This window comes from Cupriavidus sp. BIC8F (assembly GCF_032465815.1).
GTDB lineage: Bacteria > Pseudomonadota > Gammaproteobacteria > Burkholderiales > Burkholderiaceae > Cupriavidus > Cupriavidus necator.
Genome location: NZ_CP136095.1, coordinates 1940257 through 1958294, shown reverse-complemented (window position 1 = coordinate 1958294; position 18038 = coordinate 1940257). Strand labels below are relative to the sequence as shown.

20 protein-coding genes and 1 pseudogene are annotated in these 18038 nt (G+C 67.6%); 7 read left to right on the top strand and 14 right to left on the bottom strand.

The window, feature by feature from the left end:
* The first annotated feature begins 46 nt into the window (after positions 1-46).
* Complete coding sequence (locus RS901_RS29025; protein ID WP_316153960.1) at positions 47-1681, top strand: acyl-CoA synthetase; 1635 nt, start codon at positions 47-49, stop codon at positions 1679-1681.
* 21 nt (positions 1682-1702) lie between these two features.
* Here the strand turns inward: RS901_RS29025 and RS901_RS29020 are convergent, their stop codons facing one another.
* The 3 genes from RS901_RS29020 to RS901_RS29010 form a co-directional block, all read right to left on the bottom strand.
* Complete coding sequence (locus RS901_RS29020; RefSeq protein ID WP_316153959.1) at positions 1703-1975, bottom strand: DUF6566 family protein; 273 nt, start codon at positions 1973-1975, stop codon at positions 1703-1705.
* A 23-nt stretch (positions 1976-1998) separates the two neighbouring features.
* Positions 1999-2277 (bottom strand): hypothetical protein, encoded by a 279-nt coding sequence (locus RS901_RS29015; protein ID WP_316153958.1) that lies wholly within the window; start codon positions 2275-2277, stop codon positions 1999-2001.
* 236 nt (positions 2278-2513) lie between these two features.
* Positions 2514-2762, bottom strand: a complete 249-nt coding sequence (locus RS901_RS29010; RefSeq protein WP_316153957.1) for a hypothetical protein — start codon at positions 2760-2762, stop codon at positions 2514-2516.
* 136 nt (positions 2763-2898) lie between these two features.
* Between RS901_RS29010 and RS901_RS29005 the strand changes: the two genes are divergently transcribed.
* On the top strand, positions 2899-4029 hold the full coding sequence (locus RS901_RS29005; protein ID WP_316153956.1) for an AGE family epimerase/isomerase: 1131 nt from the start codon (positions 2899-2901) through the stop codon (positions 4027-4029).
* Between the two features lie 358 nt (positions 4030-4387).
* A pseudogene (locus RS901_RS28995) lies at positions 4388-5285 on the top strand (DUF2827 family protein).
* 145 nt (positions 5286-5430) lie between these two features.
* Here RS901_RS28995 and RS901_RS28990 read toward each other — a convergent pair.
* From RS901_RS28990 to RS901_RS28970, 5 genes are all read right to left on the bottom strand, one after another.
* Positions 5431-5664: a hypothetical protein gene (locus RS901_RS28990; protein ID WP_316153952.1), complete on the bottom strand. Its 234-nt coding sequence runs from the start codon at positions 5662-5664 to the stop codon at positions 5431-5433.
* Positions 5665-5761: 97 nt separating this feature from the next.
* Positions 5762-6130: a hypothetical protein gene (locus RS901_RS28985; RefSeq protein ID WP_316153951.1), complete on the bottom strand. Its 369-nt coding sequence runs from the start codon at positions 6128-6130 to the stop codon at positions 5762-5764.
* A 60-nt stretch (positions 6131-6190) separates the two neighbouring features.
* A complete protein-coding gene (locus RS901_RS28980; RefSeq protein ID WP_316153950.1) occupies positions 6191-6883 on the bottom strand; it encodes an alpha/beta hydrolase in 693 nt (230 codons plus the stop codon).
* Positions 6884-6973: 90 nt separating this feature from the next.
* Complete coding sequence (locus RS901_RS28975; protein WP_316153949.1) at positions 6974-7258, bottom strand: hypothetical protein; 285 nt, start codon at positions 7256-7258, stop codon at positions 6974-6976.
* Positions 7259-7441: 183 nt separating this feature from the next.
* On the bottom strand, positions 7442-8446 hold the full coding sequence (locus RS901_RS28970) for an alpha/beta hydrolase (protein WP_316153948.1): 1005 nt from the start codon (positions 8444-8446) through the stop codon (positions 7442-7444).
* Between the two features lie 380 nt (positions 8447-8826).
* Here RS901_RS28970 and RS901_RS28965 point away from each other — a divergent pair, with 380 nt between their 5' ends.
* From RS901_RS28965 to RS901_RS28950, 4 genes are all read left to right on the top strand, one after another.
* Positions 8827-9222 carry a hypothetical protein gene (locus tag RS901_RS28965; RefSeq protein WP_316153947.1) on the top strand — a complete coding sequence of 132 codons (396 nt, stop codon included), beginning with the start codon at positions 8827-8829 and terminating at the stop codon, positions 9220-9222.
* A gap of 271 nt (positions 9223-9493) precedes the next feature.
* Positions 9494-10060, top strand: a complete 567-nt coding sequence (locus RS901_RS28960; RefSeq protein WP_316153946.1) for a TetR/AcrR family transcriptional regulator — start codon at positions 9494-9496, stop codon at positions 10058-10060.
* 412 nt (positions 10061-10472) lie between these two features.
* Positions 10473-11093 carry a copper resistance protein CopQ gene (locus RS901_RS28955; protein WP_316153945.1) on the top strand — a complete coding sequence of 207 codons (621 nt, stop codon included), beginning with the start codon at positions 10473-10475 and terminating at the stop codon, positions 11091-11093.
* 209 nt (positions 11094-11302) lie between these two features.
* On the top strand, positions 11303-11890 hold the full coding sequence (locus RS901_RS28950; RefSeq protein WP_316153944.1) for a TetR/AcrR family transcriptional regulator: 588 nt from the start codon (positions 11303-11305) through the stop codon (positions 11888-11890).
* On the opposite strand, the gene RS901_RS28945 is transcribed toward RS901_RS28950, so the two are convergent.
* From RS901_RS28945 to RS901_RS28920, 6 genes are all read right to left on the bottom strand, one after another.
* Positions 11876-12631 carry an alpha/beta hydrolase gene (locus RS901_RS28945; protein WP_316153943.1) on the bottom strand — a complete coding sequence of 252 codons (756 nt, stop codon included), beginning with the start codon at positions 12629-12631 and terminating at the stop codon, positions 11876-11878. The genes RS901_RS28950 and RS901_RS28945 overlap by 15 nt on opposite strands.
* A complete protein-coding gene (locus tag RS901_RS28940) occupies positions 12628-13650 on the bottom strand; it encodes a M14 family zinc carboxypeptidase (protein ID WP_316153942.1) in 1023 nt (340 codons plus the stop codon). Before RS901_RS28940 ends, RS901_RS28945 begins: the two co-directional genes overlap by 4 nt.
* Before the next feature lie 4 nt (positions 13651-13654).
* Entirely contained in the window at positions 13655-14356 is a 702-nt protein-coding gene (locus RS901_RS28935) for an HAD family hydrolase (RefSeq protein ID WP_316153941.1), read from the bottom strand.
* A 124-nt stretch (positions 14357-14480) separates the two neighbouring features.
* On the bottom strand, positions 14481-15368 hold the full coding sequence (locus RS901_RS28930) for a LysR substrate-binding domain-containing protein (protein ID WP_316153940.1): 888 nt from the start codon (positions 15366-15368) through the stop codon (positions 14481-14483).
* 148 nt (positions 15369-15516) lie between these two features.
* Positions 15517-17673, bottom strand: a complete 2157-nt coding sequence (locus tag RS901_RS28925) for a phosphocholine-specific phospholipase C (RefSeq protein WP_316153939.1) — start codon at positions 17671-17673, stop codon at positions 15517-15519.
* Between the two features lie 48 nt (positions 17674-17721).
* The gene (locus RS901_RS28920; protein ID WP_316153938.1) at positions 17722-17955 is read right to left on the bottom strand and encodes a hypothetical protein; all 234 of its coding nucleotides are present in this window, start codon (positions 17953-17955) and stop codon (positions 17722-17724) included.
* Positions 17956-18038: the final 83 nt, after the last annotated feature.

Sequence of the window (18038 nt, the reverse complement as noted above, 5' to 3'; positions counted from 1 at the left end):
GCGCGGCCCCGCCGCCAACGCCGCCAGATACGCGGAGACATAAGCAATGCCCACCGATTTCGACAGCGGCCTGGCCCGCAACGCGGCCAACTTCGTGCCGCTTACGCCCATCGACTTCCTGGTCCGCGCCGCCGAGGTGTACGGCGAGCGCCTGGCCATCGTGCACGGCCCGCTGCGCCAGAACTGGCGCGACACCTATGCGCGCGCACGGCGCCTGGCCAGCGCGCTGGCGCGTGCCGGCATCGGCAAGGGCGATACCGTGGCCGCGCTGCTGCCCAATACGCCGGCCATGGTGGAGGCGCATTTCGGCGTGCCGATGGCGGGTGCCGTGCTCAATGCGCTGAATATCCGCCTCGACGCCGCCAACCTGGTCTTCATGCTGCGTCATGGCGAGGCGCGCGTGCTGCTGGCCGATACCGAGTTTGCCGACCTGGCGCGCCAGATGGCGCTGGAGATCCCCGGCCTGAAGGTCATCGCCGTGCATGACGTGCTGGGTCCGCAAGAGGCGCCATTCGGCGACACCGATTACGAATCCTTCCTCGCCTCGGGCGACCCGGACTACGCGTGGCACATGCCGGCCGACGAGTGGGAAGCCATCGCGCTGAACTACACCTCGGGCACCACCGGCGACCCCAAGGGCGTGGTCTACCACCACCGCGGCGCAGCCATCAATGCCGTGTCCAATATCCTTGAGTGGGATTTGCCAAAGCACCCGGTCTACCTGTGGACGCTGCCGATGTTCCACTGCAATGGCTGGTGCTTCCCGTGGACCGTGGCGGCGCGCGCGGGCGTCAACGTGTGCCTGCGCAAGTTCGAGCCCAGGCTGGTGTTTGACCTGATGCGCGAAGAGGGCGTGACCCACTACTGCGCCGCGCCGATCGTGCATACCGCGCTGGTCAATGCGCCCGCCGCGTGGCGCGAGGGCGTGCGCGGCCCGGTGCGCGGCATGGTGGCCGGCGCACCGCCGCCGGCTGCGGTGCTGGCGCAGATGGAGGCGATGGGGTTCGATCTGACCCATGTCTATGGCCTGACCGAGGTCTACGGCCCGGCCGCGGTCTGCGCCGAGCAGGATGACTGGAGCACGCTGTCCGAGCAGGACCGCGCGGTCAAGAAGGCGCGCCAGGGCGTGCGCTATCACCTGCAGTCGCAGGTGGCGGTGCTCGATCCCGATTCCATGCAGCCCGTGCCGGCCGATGGCGAGACCATCGGCGAGATCATGTTCCGCGGCAATATCTGCATGAAGGGCTACCTCAAGAACGAGAAGGCCACGCGCGAGGCCTTTGCCGGCGGCTGGTTCCATACCGGCGACCTGGGCGTGTGCATGCCCGACGGCTATATCAAGATCAAGGACCGCAGCAAGGACATCATTATTTCCGGCGGCGAGAACATCTCCAGCGTGGAGGTGGAGGACGCGCTCTACCGGCATCCCGCGGTGCTGGCTGCCGCGGTGGTGGCACAGCCCGATGCCAAGTGGGGCGAGACCCCATGCGCGTTTGTCGAACTGAAAGACGGCGCCAGCGTCAGCGCGGAAGAACTGATCGCGCATTGCCGCACGCTGCTGGCGGGCTTCAAGGTACCCAAGGCGGTCTACTTCGGGCCGCTGCCCAAGACCTCGACCGGCAAGATCCAGAAGTTCGAACTGCGCCGAAAGGTGAAGTCGGATTCGGCGATCGACGTTTGATGGGCTGAAGCTATTGCTGCGCTATTGCAGCGCCGCGTCTTCGGCATCGCGCAGGCCGGCGATGTGCGTGTCGATGGCCTCGCGCCCCCAGGCAACGCCCGCGCGCGTGGCGTCGGTGGCGCAGCCAAAGCGCGTCTGCGCGGCCGGGCAGGGCAGCGCCAGCTTGTTGCCGTGATGCCAGATCTCCGCGCGCAGCGTCCACCACCCGTCATGCTGGCCGCCATAGCGCAGCGCCGCGACATGGATGCGGTGGCCGCGGTACGTCACGTTCTGGTCATGCCATCCGCTGGGCATAGGCGTCGGGCGCGCCGGGCAATTCAGCGCGCCCGCATCTCGGCGGGGGTGCCGGGTTTGGGCGGGCGGTGCCAGTCCTGATCGATGTCGGGGAACACCTCACATTCACCCCGCACGATGTTTTCAATGGTGGCGCATACGCATTCGGTGCCGCGCGGCCCCACGCAGACCAGGCTACGCGGATGGTCGGAGTGCTGCGGGATGGCATAGACGCGCATGCCCTCGCGGAAGAGAGGATGCTTGGTGAGGCGCTCGTTCATCAGTTCAACGAAGCGCTGGGGCGTGACGACCGGCTTGTCCATTGCATGCTCCTGCGGCCTTGCCCACCGTGCCCGTTTCTAGGGGCGGCATGGCGACCAGGTCAGTTAAGGCCAGGAATATGACAGGCAGGTGGCAGGAAGCGCCCCGGGCAGCCGTTGCCCGGGCGTGGCCGGAACGGAAAACCGCGGGTAAATGCATACCCCGCGTTGCCACTGCCACGCTTCCAGACTAGGACACGCGGCACGTAGTGCAAGTGTTGCGCGATGCCGCGGACGCTTCAGGTGGCGCGCAGTTCGCCTGAGGCGCGCGGACCGTTCAGTATGCCGTTGCCGGCGGCCCAGCAAGCGGCCTCGGCCTCCGCACGGGAGCCGTAGGTGGATGGCGCTGCGACGGTGCAATCCTCGTCGGCGGCGCCACAGCGTTCTTCCATGACGATGCGCCAGGTGAACTGGCCGGGTGCATCTTCCAGGACGTGAAGCACCAATGTGCGGTGATCGTCAGTCAGCGTGAGGGGCAAAGTCGACATGGGTATCTCCCTTTCGCGGGGGGCGCCATTGATGCTAGCAAGTGGACGCCGCAAATGCCATGACTGTCTTGCGGCCGCGGCATGGCAAGATACGGCCTTTGCGGCCGCCGCCGCGCTTGTACTTCCTCGCCAGATCATGCCCAACTCGCCTGAGCTCAGCCAACGGGTCGCCGCCCTGACGGCACATTACGATGCCACCGTGCTGCCGCTGTGGACCGCCAGCGGCTGGAATACCGACCTGCTGTTGCCCTATGAGGCACTCGACGGCGCCAGTGCCGCGCCGCTGCCGCCGGCCCGCTATCGCGCCATGGCGTGCGCCCGCCAGCTCTATGTGTTCTCGCTGGCCGGCAACCATGCGCATGCCGATACGCTCTTCGGCTCGCTGCAGGCCTACTTCGGCAATGGCGAGGGCGCGTGGATCTACAGCGTCGACCCGGCCGGCACGCCGCTCGATGCCACGCGCGATCTCTACACCCATGCCTTCGTGATCTTTGCCTGCGCCACGTATCACGCGCGGCGCGGCAACCCTGACGCGCTCGACGTGCTCGATGAAACCGTCGACATCGTCGAAGACCGCTTCGCCGACGGCGCGGGCCTGTACCAGGCCGCGCTCACCGAGCATTTCCGGCCGAAGGGCGCCGGCGTGCTGCAGAACCCCATCATGCACCTGACCGAGGCCTACCTGGCCGCGCTGGATGCGACCGGGGACGAGTGGTATGCCGAACGCCTGCGCGAGATCGCCATGGCCGTGCATGAGCGCTTTGTCGATCCGGCCAGCGGCTGCATTGCCGAGCTGCCGCAAGGCAGCGCCGGCAACCGCATCGAGCCGGGCCACCAGTTCGAGTGGTTCTCGCTGGTGGCCGGCAGGCCGGCATTGTTCGGCGACCTGCCGCTGGCCGATACGCTGCGCCAGGCCTTTGCCTTTGCGCAGCGGCACGGCGTGGTGCCGTCGACGCAGGGCGTCAGCGCGGCACTGAACGCCGATGGCTCCATGCTGGACGATACCCAGCGCATCTGGGCGCAGACCGAGTACGCGCGCGCGCTCGCCGTGCATGGCGCGCCGGAGTCGATGGCGGCGCTGGAAGCCTGGACGCAGCAGTTCCGCAGCCGCTTTCTGCAGGAAATGGGCTGGCATGAATGCTTGGCGCGCTCGGGGGAGGTGGTGCGCGCGGAGATGCCGTCGACTTCGCCCTATCACCTGGCCACGTCATACAGTGCGCTGGCCGCGCTGACCGGCGCGGTGTGGCCGGCCCCGCCAGCGGTCTAGGTCGCCCTGCGCGGGCCTCTTGCGCTTACTTTTCCCATGCGCTGCCTGCTGCGCGGGCAGCGCACGCCAACGCGTCTTCCAACCGGGCCACGCCATGCCTGCAATGGAGGCCGACAAGCCTACCTTTGCCTGCATCTATCGGAAGACATGAACGTTCTCAGTCGGTCGGCTTCTATTTTCGCGGCAATTCACTCGATGAGGCGGTGCAGGCGCTGGATGCCGCCGTCAGCTTGTCGGAGCGGGACTACGCCGGCTTTTATGCGCGGCAGCGGGAAGCCGTGCAGGCATTCAGCGCGCGCAATCCGGCATTGCTGCAGACCTACGAAGCGATGTTGCACGACGTCATGGAGGGCGCTGAATGCTGTCGAGACCCGTGCGCGTGGGCATTTCTTACTTTGGCCGGCGGGAGCCGCAGTCGATCTGGGCCAACGGCGCGGTGCAGAACTGCTTCTTCCTTTACTGGCTGTTCCAGCGCTGCCCCGGCGTAGGCGAAGTCTGGATGGTGTCAACGCCGGCGATGGCGAGGCCGGCCCGGGCGGCGTGGGCATGGCACCCGCGGGCGTCAGCGTGATCGGCCTGGAGGCGGCCATGGGCAGGCTCGACCTGCTGATCGAGACGGGCGCGCAACTGGGCCCGGAGACAGTCGAGCGGGCACGCGCCCAGGGCGCGCGCGTGATCGCCTACCGGGTCGGCAACGACTATGTGATGGAGATCGAGAGGGTCGTCGCCGGCAAGCACGGCACCGGCATCTTCAACGGCGTGCGCTTCGATCGGCAGGATCCGTCCGGCATTGGCGACATCTTTGTCACCAATGCCATCGACCTGAAGCGGCATGAAGCCTTTGAACGGTTTGCGCTCAGGCTGGATATCGTGCAGGCGGGCAAGGCCTCGTTCGAGGCGCGCTATAGCACGCCGCATTTTCTTGCGCGCTTCACCGATGTCGTCGTCACGCACCAGTGGGAAAACGGGCTCAACTACCTCTACTACGATGCTGCCTATGGCCGCTATCCGCTGGTCCACAACTCGGACTTGCTGCCCGGCTTTGGCTACCAGTACGCGTCCTCGATGCCCAGGACGGGGCCAGGGCCCTGCGCGAGACGGTGCTGCACCACGATGCGCGGCTGGAGGAGTACGAGCAGGCGTGCCAGGCGTTGCTGGATGGGGTGAGCATCCGCAATGCCGGCAATGTGGCGGCCTATGATGCGCTGCTGCGCGCCATTTGTGGCGGTGCAGGCTCTGCAGCGGCGCTGGTGTAGGCGGCTACCGCGCTCTTATCAATTCTTTGCAGTCGTCGGCGGGCACCGCGCCTACACTCAAGCCCGCGCTCCGGCCTGTGCTGTTGTTCTTCTTAACCACTGGTCGTCGTTCTGAAGTTACGGGCCGGGGCGCACCCGATGCGCCTCAGCGCCGCGCGCCCAGGGCCTGCGACAGCCGCTCCGGCTGCTGAGCGGCCGGGGACGCAGCGCGGGTCTGGATCAGGCCTGCGCCCGCGGGCTTCACCCGGATGGCCATTTGTTCGACCCGCTTGGCGGCCTGCGTCTCGGCGTGGTCATTCAGGATCAGGCACAGCAGTGTCAGCAAGGCTGCTGCGATCATGCTCAGCGCGATCCAGGCCAGGCAGTGCTTGCGTTCCATGATTGGCGGGTGGGGGGCGTTATCAGAGCGCGAAGTTTACGCGCCCGCGCGCAATGCAACTGTCAATCTTTGCAAACGCCGCCGGCCGCCCGGCCCGCTATTCCGTCACGCCGTTTTCATGCAGCAACCGCTCGCATTCTTCCAGCATGTCGTAGGCAAACGCGGACTGGTAGTTGGGATCGAGGGCTTCCATCATCTCGTGCGCGGCATAGAGGCCGGCCTCGCGTGACAGGGCCTCAGCCAGCTGGCGTGCAAACTGGTCGCTCAGTTCGGACAACAGGCGCCGCTCGGACAGCGGCAACTGCAGCTTCGAGCGCGACAGCCATTCGCCGGCCAGCGTCGCCCCCTGGGCGTCGGTCATCCATTGGCGGTGTTCGTAGTAGGCCGACAGCCGTTCGGCGGCCAGCGCGAACAGCAGCGCCTTGCGGGTATTGAAATCGATCCTGGGCGGTGGGGCGAGGGTCATGCTTGCGGCGTGGTGCGATGCGCGGCGCAGCGGCCGGCAATCATCTTGTCAGGGAGCGGATCAGGACTGCGCGGTGGCTGCCTGCGCAAAGCGCGCTGCCAGCCAGGCGCCGATGGCGGCGATCTCTTCCAGGCAGACCGAATGGCCCATCGGATAGGTGTGCCACGTCACCGGATGCTGGCGCGCCTGCACGAAATCGCGGGCGGCGACGCCCAACTGCAGCGGCACCACGTCATCCTGCGTGCCATGGGCGGCAAACACGGGCGTGGTGGCGTTGGCGGCGTTGGCCTCGGCCGCCAGCGCTGCCGGCGCAGGGATGTAGGTGGACAGCGCGACGATGCCGGCCAGCGTCTCGGCATGGCTCAGCCCGGCAGTGTAGGCAATCGCGCCACCTTGCGAGAAGCCTGCCAGCACGATGCGGTGCGTGGGGATGCCACGGGCGTTTTCGCGCGCAATCAGTGCGCGAATGGCTTCGCATGAGGCACGGATGCCGGCTTCGTCGGCGCGTCGGCCGGATTCATCGAGGGAATAAATGTCATACCAGGCTGGCATGACATAACCGCCGTTGCAGGTCACGGGGATAGCCGGCGCATGCGGGAAGATAAAGCGCACGCCGGGCGATGCGGGCAGGCGCAGCTCAGGCACGACCGGGGCGAAATCGCTGCCGTCGGCGCCCAGCCCATGCATCCAGATGACGGCGCAGGCGGGATTGGGCGCGGTTTCGAATTCGATCGCGGGCAGCAGTTCGCTCATGGGGCTGGTTCCTGTGGATGGTGCGCCTGCGCGCCGCACGGGCGCCAGGCAGCGCGAGTATCGCACAGGTCGGGACCAGCCCCGGCTGCGTCAGGCCGCGGACGGAACGATCGGTACCGTGGTGAGGCCGGGCGTGCGTGCCGGCAGCTCCGGCACGGCAGGCGGCGTGGCGCGGCGCTTGTCGACCACGTCTTCCACGCCCTTGGCCGCGACGTCTTCCAGGAAAGCCACCATGTCGCGGTAGTAGGCCACCTGCATCTGCGCCTCGAGCAAGCGCCTTTCGGCCTGGAACAGCGTCAGCCTCATGTCTTGCAGTTCCCTCTCGGCGATTTTCTCCGGGGTCGGCGGACTGAACAGGTTTGCAAGCGAACGCATGGCAGTACCTCCAGTGCTGTCAACGGCGAAATTGCGATGCTCGTGCCATGGGGTCCAATATAGACAAGAATTCGTCAAAAAGTCTCTCGGACACCTCGCCGTGGCGCCTCGCCCACAAGGATGATTGCCGGTGGCGGACGTCTGCGGTAGATTGTCCGGCCAGGGACCGGCCGTCCCGCGACCCTACTGCCCGCGCTTGCCGCTTGCTGTCGCCAACGTGCCTGTGCGACTGCTCGGTGTGCCTGCCTGATCCGTGTTTCCAGGCGAATCGCCTTCATATTTCGCGTCGTTTCCTGCCAACAGTGCCTGCATGGCATCGCCGTCCTGCGCGCGCACAAAGCGCAGGATCGGCGGCCAGAATGCATCGATATGTTCCGGCAGGATGGCTGCGTCATGCGGCATGGCTTCCAGCATCACCAGCGCATGCAGATGCCTGGCCGCACGGGCCACGCGTTCCGCGTGGGGTGGGACGATCACCGCGTCGTCTCGGCTGTGCACCACCAGCAGCGGCCGCTCCAGCCGGCTGGCACGCGCGGCGTTGTTCCACGGATCCGGCAGCAGCCACGCGGCCCATGCGGGGATGCGCCCGGTCTGCACCGCGGCCAGGCGCGCCGAACTGAAGCCCGCCGCAATGACATAGCCATCGGGCTGCGGATCGAAGCGCTGTGCCACCTCCAGCAGGATGCCCGATCCCAGCGAATGCCCCAGCACCACGCGCCGTTTTGCTTGCGGCGTGGCTGCCAGGAATTGCCGGTAGGCGGCCAGCGCATCCTCGCGCAGGCGGCGCACGCTTGGCCGCCCGCTGCTGCGGCCGTAGCCGCTGTAGTCAAAGACGTAGGAGGCGATGCCCGCGCCGGCCAGCATGGCCTGGACCGGGGCCCAGTCGGGCAGGCTCTCATTGTCGCCGTGGCACACCATCAGCGCCGGCGCTTCGGGGTCCGCGGCCGGCATGAAGGCGGCGTGCAGGATGCGACTGCCGCTGGCGAACGTGGCATGGCGCACCGTCAGGGCTGAAATGTCGGGTGCTGCCGCATCCTTTGTTTCATCCGTCGGCGTGACAAAGGCTTTGCGTTCCACCGCACGAAACAGTAGATGCCGCGCAACACCCGCGGCCACGGCGAGTGCCGCGGCGGTGGCGAGCCAGCGGTGGCGGGATGCCGGCTGAGCGGGGCGGGGGCCTTCAGGCATGGCGATGTTTCGGGGAGGGCGTTCCCTTCAGGCTAGCAGGCCATCAGCGTCCGGGTGAAGAAAAGTTCATTCGCATGCGTGCCTCAAGTGGATTTGCGTCCATATGGTGCAGCGTCGGGCAGGCGGCTATCGGTCCGATAGAAAACTTTTGCCTTGACTATCTACCTAGTAGTAGATAGCATACAGTCCATGGCACCGCTGCACCGCCGGAAGCAAGCAAGAACGGGCGGAAAAGTGGCGATCCCATCGCAAGACCGGCGCGGTCATTTTTTTAGCACCCGACATCTATCTACTGGTAGATGCGGATCGAAAGAGCGACCTGCCACAGCCACTGATACCGAATTGACGCGATCCCGAAACATCGCACCCAGGAGCCCATCATGAATGCCAAGTTCGCCAAGACCCTGATCACCGCCGCCACCCTTGCCGCCGCACTGGCAGGTGGCGTGGCGCAAGCCGCCAGCGTGCAAGACAACACCTCGGCTGGCGACAAGTACGGCTACAGCTACCGCGCCGGCAAGTTCGACACCTTCACGGAAGGTGCCCGCACCGGCAAGTTCGACCCGTTCACGGAAGGCGCTCGCTTTGGCAAGTTTGATCCGTACACCGACGGCGCCCGCGTCGGCAAGACCGATCCCTACACCGACGGCTACCGCACCGTGGCTGGCCTGGACCGTAGTGGCGTGTCGGCCGGGCCGGCCCGCAGCTTCGACCCGTACACGGACGGCGCGCGCGTCGGCAAGGCTGACCCCTACACCGACGGCGCCCTGGCCTGATTGCTGCCGGCTGAGGCCGGCGGCCAACAACTTTACGGCGGCGGTCACGCTGACTGCCGTCCGATGGAGGCCATCATGAGTTTGCGTGACAGTATCCTGCTGCTAGGCGGATGGCTGGTGCTTTGCGTGACGAGTGGCTCGATGATCACCTTCGCCGCGCAGGTCCTGCCTGGTTAAAGCACATCCCACAGATGCCCCGGGGCTAGGGAATTACCCCAGCCCCGGGGCATTTCGGCTTGAGCGCCTATCTTCGCGTAGATACACTGCTTTCATGAAAACGCAATCAGTACGCGAGCAACTGCTCGAGCACACCCTCGTCCTGATCCGCCGCCGCGGCTTCAACGGCTTCAGCTACCGCGACCTGGCGGAACTGGTGGGGGTCAAGACCTCCAGCATCCATTATTACTTCCCGGCCAAAGAGGACCTGGTCCTGGAGGCGGTGAAGGAATACAGTGCCCGCCTGGCCGAGCGCATCCGCTCCATCGACACCAGCCTGCCGGTCACCGAGCAGGCGGCCATCTACCTGGCGCCGTTCCGCGCCAGTTGCGGCTCGGACCAGATCTGCCTGTGCGGCATGTTGTCGACCGAGACGCTGTGCCTGCCGGAGTCCGTGCACAAGATGTTGCAGGGCTTCTTCCTGATGAACGAACAATGGCTGGCCGGCCTGCTGGAGCGCGCGCAGCCGCAGCGCAGCACGCCGTTCCCGGTGCCGCCGGCGCGGCTGGCGCAGGTGGTGTTTGGCTCGCTGCAGAGCGGGCTGATTGCGGCGCGCCTGTTCGGGACGTCTGACCGGGTTGAGGCCGCGGCGGACACGCTGATGGCCGCCGTCGCCGGCTGAGGTTTTCGCGCAATATCAGTGGCGCGTCTGAAGCCGTCATGTGGCGTAAGCTGCATGGCGGCTTTTTTATTGACAGCCAGCCGGTTTGCCGCCGACGCTTTGGAATCGGGGATAAGCGCTTTTAAAACAATGAGATAGAGCCAAGAAAGACATAGGCTATCGGGCCGATAGAAATGTTTTTCCTTGACTCTCTACCTAGTAGTAGATAGTATTTGGTTCATGGAAGCGCTGCACCGCCGGCAACAAGCAAGACAAGGCGAGAACGTGGCGGTCCCATTGCATGACCGAAGGCGGTCATTTTTTCGAGGCCGAGTATCTATCTACTAGTAGATGCGGGGTCGAAAGAACAACCTGCCACAGCCACTGATACCGAATTGACGCGATCCCGAAACATCGCACCCTGGAGCCCATCATGACCAAGATCACCAAGACCCTGATTACCGCCGCCACCCTTGCCGCCGCGCTCGCGGGCGGTGTTGCGCAAGCGGCCAGCGTGCAGGACAGCACCTTCACCGGCGACAAGTACGGCTACACCTTCCGCACCGGCAAGTTCAACACCTTCACGGAAGGCGCCCGCACCGGCAAGTTCGACACCTTCACCGAAGGCGCCCGCACTGGCAAGTTTGATCCGTACACCGAAGGCGCCCGCGTTGGCAAGGCTGATCCCTACACCGACGGTGCCCGCACGGTAGCCGGCCTGGATCGCAGCGGTGTCTCGGCCCAACCGTCGCGCAGCTTCGACCCGTACACCGATGGTGCCCGCGTTGGCAAGGCTGATCCCTACACCGACGGTGCCCGCACGGTAGCGGGCCTGGACCGCAGCGGCGTGTCGGCGCAACCGTCGCGCAGCTTCGACCCGTACACCGACGGTGCCCGCGTTGGCAAGGCTGATCCCTACACCGACGGTGCCCGCACGGTAGCCGGCCTGGACCGCAGCGGCGTGTCGGCCCAACCGTCGCGCAGCTTCGACCCGTACACCGACGGTGCGCGCGTGGGCAAGGCTGATCCCTATACCGACGGCGCCATCGCCTGAGAGCCGGCGGGCATGATGCCGGCCATTGAAACCCGCCGGGCCGCCAGCGTGCGGCCCGTCTTCAGGAGTTGATCATGCGTTGGCGTGACACTGCGCTGATCCTTGGCGGATGGGTAGGGCTTTGCTTCGCAAGCGGGTCCCTCATCACGCTGATGGCACAAACGCTGCCGGCCTGAACGGCGCGGCAGCAAGACGATGGAGTTGATGCCATGAACACCCGATCCGTACGCGAGCAACTGGTCGAACATGCGCTGGTGCTGATCCGCCGCAGGGGGTTCAACGGCTTCAGCTACCGCGACCTGGCTGACCTGGTCGGGGTCAAGACTTCGAGCATCCACTATTACTTCCCGTCCAAGGACGACCTGGTGCTGGAAGCGGTGCGCGAATACGGCACCCGCAGGCGGGCGCGCCTGGATGCGATCGACGCCAGCCTGCCGCCTGCCGAGCAGGCGCGGCAATACCTTGCGCCGTTGCGCGCGGGTGCCGGCACCGACCAGGCTTGCCTGGTGGGCATGCTGTCGGCCGACGTGCTGATGCTGCCAGACGCGGTGCGTGCCGCGATGCAGGACTTTATCCGGCTCAATGAGCAATGGCTGGCCCGCTTGTTCGAGCGCGCCGCCGCGCAGCGCAAGGCGCCCTATCCGGTGCCGCCGCAGCAGCTGGCGCAGGTGGTGTTCGGGGCGTTGCAGAACGGCTTGACCAGTGCGCGGCTGTTTGGCACGCCGGACCGGCTGGATGCCGCGGCGGCGCTGCTGTCCAGTGCCATGCCGGCGGAGCAGGCCTTAGCCGCGGCTTAGCACCACCGAGCCGGCGACGGCATTGCACAGCCACTGCGGGTCATCGTGGGGCAGGTCATGCCCGGCCCAGTGGTGCGTCAGCAACTGCGCATCCCAGGCTTGCGCGATGCGCGCCGAGCACACTGGGTTGACTAGGCGGTCTGCCGCCGAGGCAAGCAGCAGTGCCGGGCAGCGCGGCGCACTGGCGGGGGCACGGTAGCGGGCCGCGGCCAGCAACTGTGCCAGCGCGGATTGGCGGCTCACCGGCGCGTCGGCGGCAATGGCCTGCCAGGTCTCGATGTCGCGCGCCAGCGTATCGGTGCGCGCACAGGTGATGGCATGGATGGTCCGCTCGCAGTACGCGCGGTCCTGCCAGCGCTGCGCCACGCGCGCCAGCTTGCCCCAGTTGCGCGGCCGCAGGCGCTGCGCCGGCGTGCAGAACGGCCGCATGCTGGTATTGACCAGCACCAGGCCGCCGACTTCCTCCGGATAGGCGCTGGCCCACTCGGTCGCGGCCATTGCGCCCAGCGACATCGCCAGCACGCGGTAGGGTCCGTGCGCGCCGGCGGCCGACAACTGGCGCCTTACCGCGGTGACCATCTCAGGCACGCTCCACGGTGCCGGCTGCGCGGACAGCGCGCCGTTGCCGGGCAGGTCGGGCAGCAGCGGCCGCCCCAGCCCGGCCGCCTCCCAACGTGCCGGCAAGCTTCCCCAGTGGCGCGATTCCCGCGTCAGTCCCCGCAAGAATACCCATCGGCTCATGGCGGCGCCTCCGTCTGCCAGTGTGCGCGTGCCTGCAGCAGCAGATCGTCGCGCTGCGCGCCGCGCGGCAGCCAGCGATCGGGCGCATAGGCCACGCGGCCCAGGAAGTCGAACAGGCTCACGTGCCGGCGCAGCACGCGCGCGGTGCGGTGCGCCTTGATCGGGTTGAAGATGCCCTCGCGCGAGAACAGCTGGCGCGGGTTTTTCTTGATCCACAGCCACGAGCCCAGTTCCAGCGTCATCGGCAGGAACAGGTTGCCGTGCGGCGTCAGGTCATAGGCATGGTCCCACAAGTCGCCGTGCAGCAGGTACTGGTGGCTTTGCGGCTCGAAGGTGTAGCCGTGGTGCGGGTGGGCCTGCTCGAACAGCGTCTTGAGCAGGTACATCTCGGGCAGGTGCGCCATCGGCCGGCGCGTGCCCGCGTACGGAAACCAGATGCTGTCGCGCCAGCCGTAGCCTGAATGGCAGTCCACCGCAAAGCTGAGCGGGCGTGGCAGCAGTTCTTCCTGCACCACGCGCAGCAGCGCGCGGCTTTCCGCTTCCATCGGGGCGCCCGCCGGGCCGCGGTACCAGGGCAGCCAGGCGCCGATGCGCTGGCCGCCGGCCAGGAAGGGCACGCGCGCATCGGCATCCTGCGGGCCGTTGCGCATCAGGTCGACGCCGTTGGGGTTGGCACGGGTGCCGGCCCACATGCCGCCGGGGTTGACGATCGGCATGAACACCAGCCGCACCGACTGCAGCTCGCGGTGCAGCAGCTCGTCCCACGCCAGCCGGCTCAGCACCGAGCGCAGGTAGTCCAGCACCAGTTGCGTGCCGATGCGTTCCAGCCCGTGGATGCCGCCGAAGATGCCGATCGCCGGCGCGCCCGGATCGCGGCTGCCGAGCGTGGCGACATGGACGCCGAAGCGACGGCCCTGCATCATGGTTTCGCAGACCACCCGCGTATCCAGCACGTGGCTGCCCGTATCCAGCAAGGCCAGCAGCTGGTCGTACTCGGGGAAGCCGGCGCGCGGGTGCATGGACTCAGGCGGCCGGCGCGCCGGCCGTGCCGAACAGGTGCAAGACCGGCCACCCGCGTGCCTCGGCCGCGTCCCGCAGCGTTGAATCCGGATTGACGGCGACCGGGTGGCCAACGCTTTCGAGCAGCGGCAGGTCGTTGCGGGAATCGCTGTAGAAGGTGGCCTGCGCCAGCGCCGTGTGCGCAATGCCCAGCGTCTCGAGCCACGACAGCACCCGCAGCACCTTGCCGGGGCCGAAGGCCGGCACGCCGGCCAGCGCCCCGGTGAATTCGCCGCGCGCGTCGTGTTCGGCCTCTACCGCCAGCAGGTGCGGCACGCCCAGCTGGCGCGCGATCGGTTCGGTGACAAAGCGGCAGGTTGCGGTGACGATGCAGCACAGGTCGCCGGCGGTGAGGTGGCGCGCCAGCAGGTCGAGCGCTTCGGGCCGGATGGCGGGCACGATCACCTCGCGCATGAAGTCCGCGCGCCATTGCGTGAGGCGTTGGCGCGGGTGGCGTGCCAGCAGGCCCAGGGCAAAGCGGGCATGGGCGGCAAAGTCCAGGCGCCCGGCCTGGTAGGCGGCCAGCCAGCGCGCATTGTGCGCATCGATCTCGGCGGCCTCGGCGCCGCCCACGGCGACGAGGTAGCGGGCCCACTCATACTCGCTGTCCAGCGGCAGCAGGGTGTGGTCGAGGTCAAACAGGGCGAGGCGGGGGGCAGCGGGCATGCGGGATAGCTCAGTTGGCGAAACCGGCAAGCTTGGCGCGGCGTGGTGACCGCACGGTGATGAAGAACCCAAGTTTTCCGATACCGGCATTGGTGCCTTATCTGGCGCGGCAGGCATGCGGGTGTCAGGCGGCGTGGGGGGCGGCGGTCGGCTCGTCCAGCGCCACGCAGTCCAGGAAGGCGCCGACCAGCCGCGTCTCGCGCCGGCTCTGCAGGCAGTATAGGTATTCATGCAGCACCGGCGCGCCTTGTGCGAACGGCACCACGCGCAGCAGCGGGTCGCGCGGCACCTCGCCCAGCGGCACCACGCTGGCGCCCAGGCCCTGGCGGATGGCCTCGTAGATGGCCTCGCGGCTGCCGATCACAGTGTGCGGCGGCAGCTCCAGCCCGCACGCGGCCAGCGCCGTCTCGGTGGCCTTGCGCGTCATCGAGCCGTGCTCGCGCACCAGCAGATGGCAGCCGCGCAGTTGCGGCAGCTCGACCTGCGGCAGCCGCGCCAGCGCATGGTCCGGATGGACCACCAGCACCATCGGGTCCGACGCCAGCCGGATGCAGGCAAGCCGGTCGTCGTCCACCGGGTGCGACGACACTGCGGCGTCGATGCGGTACTCGAACAGCGCCTCCAGCATCTGCTGCGAATTGCCGATGTCCAGGCTGACGTCGATCGCCGGGTAGCGCTGCCGGAACGCCGCCACCGTGCGCAGGATGTAGTAGGGGCCGGTGGCGCCGATGCGCAGGTTGCCGAAGCGCAGGTTGCCGGCGTTGCGCAGCAGGTAGTCGGCATTGCCTTCCTGCTGCATCAGCTGCTCGACCACCGGCATCAGCGCCACGCCCACATCGCTCAGGTCGACGCGGCTGGCGCGGCGGTGGAACAGCTCCACGCCGTAGGTCTCTTCCAACTGGCGGATGCGGCCGGTGACGGTGGGCTGGCTGATGCGCAACTGCCTGGCCGCCATGGTGATGCTGCCCTGGCGCGCCACTTCGAAAAAGGTCATCAGCAGGTCGCCGAGCATGGTCATCCGCAGGTAAGTTGGGGGGCAGCCCGGACATGTCCCGGACGACCGCGCAGTCTAGCGGGCCAATATGACAAAACGGCTACGCCCGCCCGCGGCCGGAGCGGCCGGGGGCGGGCATAGCGCTGCCCGTCAGGCGACGTGCGCGTCAGCCGTTGAGGCCCATCGCCGGATCGGACACGCTGTCCTTGCCGGTTTCGATGCGCCCGGCGAAGCGGCGCATGAAGCCGCCTTGCGCGGTGGTGACGGTGAAGTCGTACCAGTTGCCCTGGCGGGCCACGGGCCAGTGCTGCTGCAGCTGCATGCCGGCCGGCACCTCGTAGGTCCAGGGGCCGTCGGTGCGGTAGGCGTTGGGCTGCACGGTGAAGGTGCAGGGGGCGCTGCCGGTGTTGATCATGTCCACGTACACCGCGGCGTTGGCGATGTCATAGCAGACCCGGATCTCCGGCGCGCTGGCGCCCGCCGCGGTGACGGCCCCCACGTTGCCGCGGAAGGCGCGGTGGAAGCCGTTGGGGCCAAGCACCCACAGGTCGTACTTGCCGTCGTCGCTGGCAAAGACGTCCCAGCTGCCATGCAGTTCCTTGCCCGGCTCGACCATGTAGCGGCGCGGCACGCGGTCCAGGTGCAGGCGGTCATAGACGTGGAACACCGCCGCCGCCGTGCCGGTGTTGCTGAACAGCAGCCACACCGCGCGCTGGTCGCGGGCGTCTTCTCGGGCGCTCACGTGCAGCTCATAGGGCAGGGCGCGCGACGGGCGCGTGCCGGTGTCCTGCTGCGGCATCTGCTGGCTGCTGGCCGATGGCAGCGGCACTTGCGGCAGCACGCCTTGCGCGGTGCGGATGGCATCGGCGCTGGCCTTGTCGCGGCTGGGCAGCGTGGGCAGCGGGTTGGTGTTCGGGCTGACGAAGTTGAAGGCCGAGGTCAAATCGCCCGCCACCGCGCGGCGGAAGCTGCTGATATTGGTCTCGGCCACGCCAAAGCGGGCTTCCAGGAAGCGCAGCACCGAGGTGTGGTCGGACACCTGCGAGTTGACCCAGCCGCCGCGGCTCCATGGCGAGACCACGTACATCGGCACGCGCGGGCCGGGGCCGTAGGGGTGCTTGTCGACGTGGTATTCCGGCCTGACCTGTTGCGGGTCGAGCGTGGTGGCGCCGGCCAGCGTGTCGCCGTCGTAGGCGGGCGCGCACGGCGGCGGCACGTGGTCGAAGTAGCCGTCGTTCTCGTCGAAGTTGATCAGCAGCACGGTCTTGCTCCACACCGCCGGGTTGGCGGTCAGGGCATTCAGCACCTCTTGCGTATACCAGGCACCCTGCACCGGGCTGGAAGGCCCGGGGTGCTCCGAGTACGTCGCCGGCGCCACGATCCACGACACCTGCGGCAGCTTGCCCGCGGCAACGTCGTCGCGCAGCGATTGCAGGAAGCCGCCGTCAGGCATGGTGTTGGCCACGCCCTTGAGCAGCGGGCTGATGGCGTCGTCGGCGCTGGTGTATGCCGGGTAGGGGCTGCCGTTGGCCTGGTTGCCGCGCGCGGCGTTGGCGTCGCGGTATTGCTTGAAGCCCGCGAGCGGGTTGTCGGTGAAGTTGTCCGGCATGTTCTGGTAGACCTTCCAGCTCACGCCGGCGGCTTCCAGGCGCTCAGGGTAGGTCTTCCAGGTGTAGGGCGGGGCCGACCCCGTGAACGAGTCGCCGCTGTTGTCGATCACCGGCCCGCCGTTGGCGCCGCCGGGGTCGTTGGTGCCGGTCCAGTGGAACAGGCGGTTGGAGTTGGTGCCGCCATGGAAGCTGCAATGGTAGGCGTCGCAGAGGGTGAAGGCATTGGCCAGCGCCACCTGGAAGTCCAGCTCGGCCTCGGTGTAGTAGCCCATCGACTGGGTCTGCTTGTAGGTCGGCCACTTGTTCATGCGGCCCAGGTCCCAGGCGTTCTGCGCATCCGGGTACGAGTGCGGCGTGCCGCTGACGCGCTGCGCATTGCCGGCGCTGCTGTCGAGGTGGTAAGGCAGCACGGTGCGGGTGGTGCTGCCGTTGGTGTAGGTCTGCTGCCAGACGTTCAGGCCGCCTGCCAGCGGGATCGGGAAGCGGTCGCCAAAGCCGCGCACGCCGCGCAGCGTGCCGAAGTAATTGTCGAACGAGCGGTTTTCCTGCATCAGGATGACCACGTGCTCGACGTCGCGGATGGTGCCGGTGGCGTTGTTGGCCGGGATCGCCAGCGCGCGGCGGATGGACGGCGGGAAGGCCGCCAGCGCGGCGGTGGCGGCGGCGCTGCCACCGGCGAGCTTGAGGAAGTTGCGTCTGCTTTGCGGGTTCATGGATTCTTTGCCGGGTGGTTTCGGGAGGGAGACGGGCCAGGCCCGGCTTCAGGGCGCGCAGCGCAGCTGCGGCTTCACGGCGGGCGTCTCGCCAGGCCGGTCGCTGCCATTCCCCTGGCCGGGGTTGCCGCCGGTGCCCGGGGCACCCGGCGTGGTTGGTGCCGCGTTGGGCGAGCCGGTGGGGCTTTCGCCGGAGTCGCCGCCGCAGGCGGTGAGCGCTGCGCACATCAGCAGGGCGGCGAGCCAGTGCGGCCGCGTCAGGGTGGAAGGTCGGAAAGTCATGGTTTCAATCTCCTGCAGGGGATCGGGCGGGGGAGGGTAAGGGTCGGTGGTGAAGAACCCGTTCCATGACGAAACGGGTTCCG

What these genes read in the sequence shown, in the direction of transcription:
- RS901_RS28920 (WP_316153938.1), bottom strand. Translation starts at nt 17,955, where the DNA reads ATGACTTTCCGACCTTCCACCCTGACGCGGCCGCACTGGCTCGCCGCC.
- RS901_RS28970 (WP_316153948.1), bottom strand. Translation starts at nt 8,446, where the DNA reads ATGCCTGAAGGCCCCCGCCCCGCTCAGCCGGCATCCCGCCACCGCTGG.
- RS901_RS28975 (WP_316153949.1), bottom strand. Translation starts at nt 7,258, where the DNA reads ATGCGTTCGCTTGCAAACCTGTTCAGTCCGCCGACCCCGGAGAAAATC.
- RS901_RS29015 (WP_316153958.1), bottom strand. Translation starts at nt 2,277, where the DNA reads ATGGACAAGCCGGTCGTCACGCCCCAGCGCTTCGTTGAACTGATGAAC.
- RS901_RS28955 (WP_316153945.1), top strand. Translation starts at nt 10,473, where the DNA reads ATGACCAAGATCACCAAGACCCTGATTACCGCCGCCACCCTTGCCGCC.
- RS901_RS28930 (WP_316153940.1), bottom strand. Translation starts at nt 15,368, where the DNA reads ATGCTCGGCGACCTGCTGATGACCTTTTTCGAAGTGGCGCGCCAGGGC.
- RS901_RS28985 (WP_316153951.1), bottom strand. Translation starts at nt 6,130, where the DNA reads ATGACCCTCGCCCCACCGCCCAGGATCGATTTCAATACCCGCAAGGCG.
- RS901_RS28950 (WP_316153944.1), top strand. Translation starts at nt 11,303, where the DNA reads ATGAACACCCGATCCGTACGCGAGCAACTGGTCGAACATGCGCTGGTG.
- RS901_RS28925 (WP_316153939.1), bottom strand. Translation starts at nt 17,673, where the DNA reads ATGAACCCGCAAAGCAGACGCAACTTCCTCAAGCTCGCCGGTGGCAGC.
- RS901_RS29025 (WP_316153960.1), top strand. Translation starts at nt 47, where the DNA reads ATGCCCACCGATTTCGACAGCGGCCTGGCCCGCAACGCGGCCAACTTC.
- RS901_RS28945 (WP_316153943.1), bottom strand. Translation starts at nt 12,631, where the DNA reads ATGAGCCGATGGGTATTCTTGCGGGGACTGACGCGGGAATCGCGCCAC.
- RS901_RS28990 (WP_316153952.1), bottom strand. Translation starts at nt 5,664, where the DNA reads ATGGAACGCAAGCACTGCCTGGCCTGGATCGCGCTGAGCATGATCGCA.
- RS901_RS29010 (WP_316153957.1), bottom strand. Translation starts at nt 2,762, where the DNA reads ATGTCGACTTTGCCCCTCACGCTGACTGACGATCACCGCACATTGGTG.
- RS901_RS28965 (WP_316153947.1), top strand. Translation starts at nt 8,827, where the DNA reads ATGAATGCCAAGTTCGCCAAGACCCTGATCACCGCCGCCACCCTTGCC.
- RS901_RS28940 (WP_316153942.1), bottom strand. Translation starts at nt 13,650, where the DNA reads ATGCACCCGCGCGCCGGCTTCCCCGAGTACGACCAGCTGCTGGCCTTG.
- RS901_RS28980 (WP_316153950.1), bottom strand. Translation starts at nt 6,883, where the DNA reads ATGAGCGAACTGCTGCCCGCGATCGAATTCGAAACCGCGCCCAATCCC.
- RS901_RS29005 (WP_316153956.1), top strand. Translation starts at nt 2,899, where the DNA reads ATGCCCAACTCGCCTGAGCTCAGCCAACGGGTCGCCGCCCTGACGGCA.
- RS901_RS28935 (WP_316153941.1), bottom strand. Translation starts at nt 14,356, where the DNA reads ATGCCCGCTGCCCCCCGCCTCGCCCTGTTTGACCTCGACCACACCCTG.
- RS901_RS29020 (WP_316153959.1), bottom strand. Translation starts at nt 1,975, where the DNA reads ATGCCCAGCGGATGGCATGACCAGAACGTGACGTACCGCGGCCACCGC.
- RS901_RS28960 (WP_316153946.1), top strand. Translation starts at nt 9,494, where the DNA reads ATGAAAACGCAATCAGTACGCGAGCAACTGCTCGAGCACACCCTCGTC.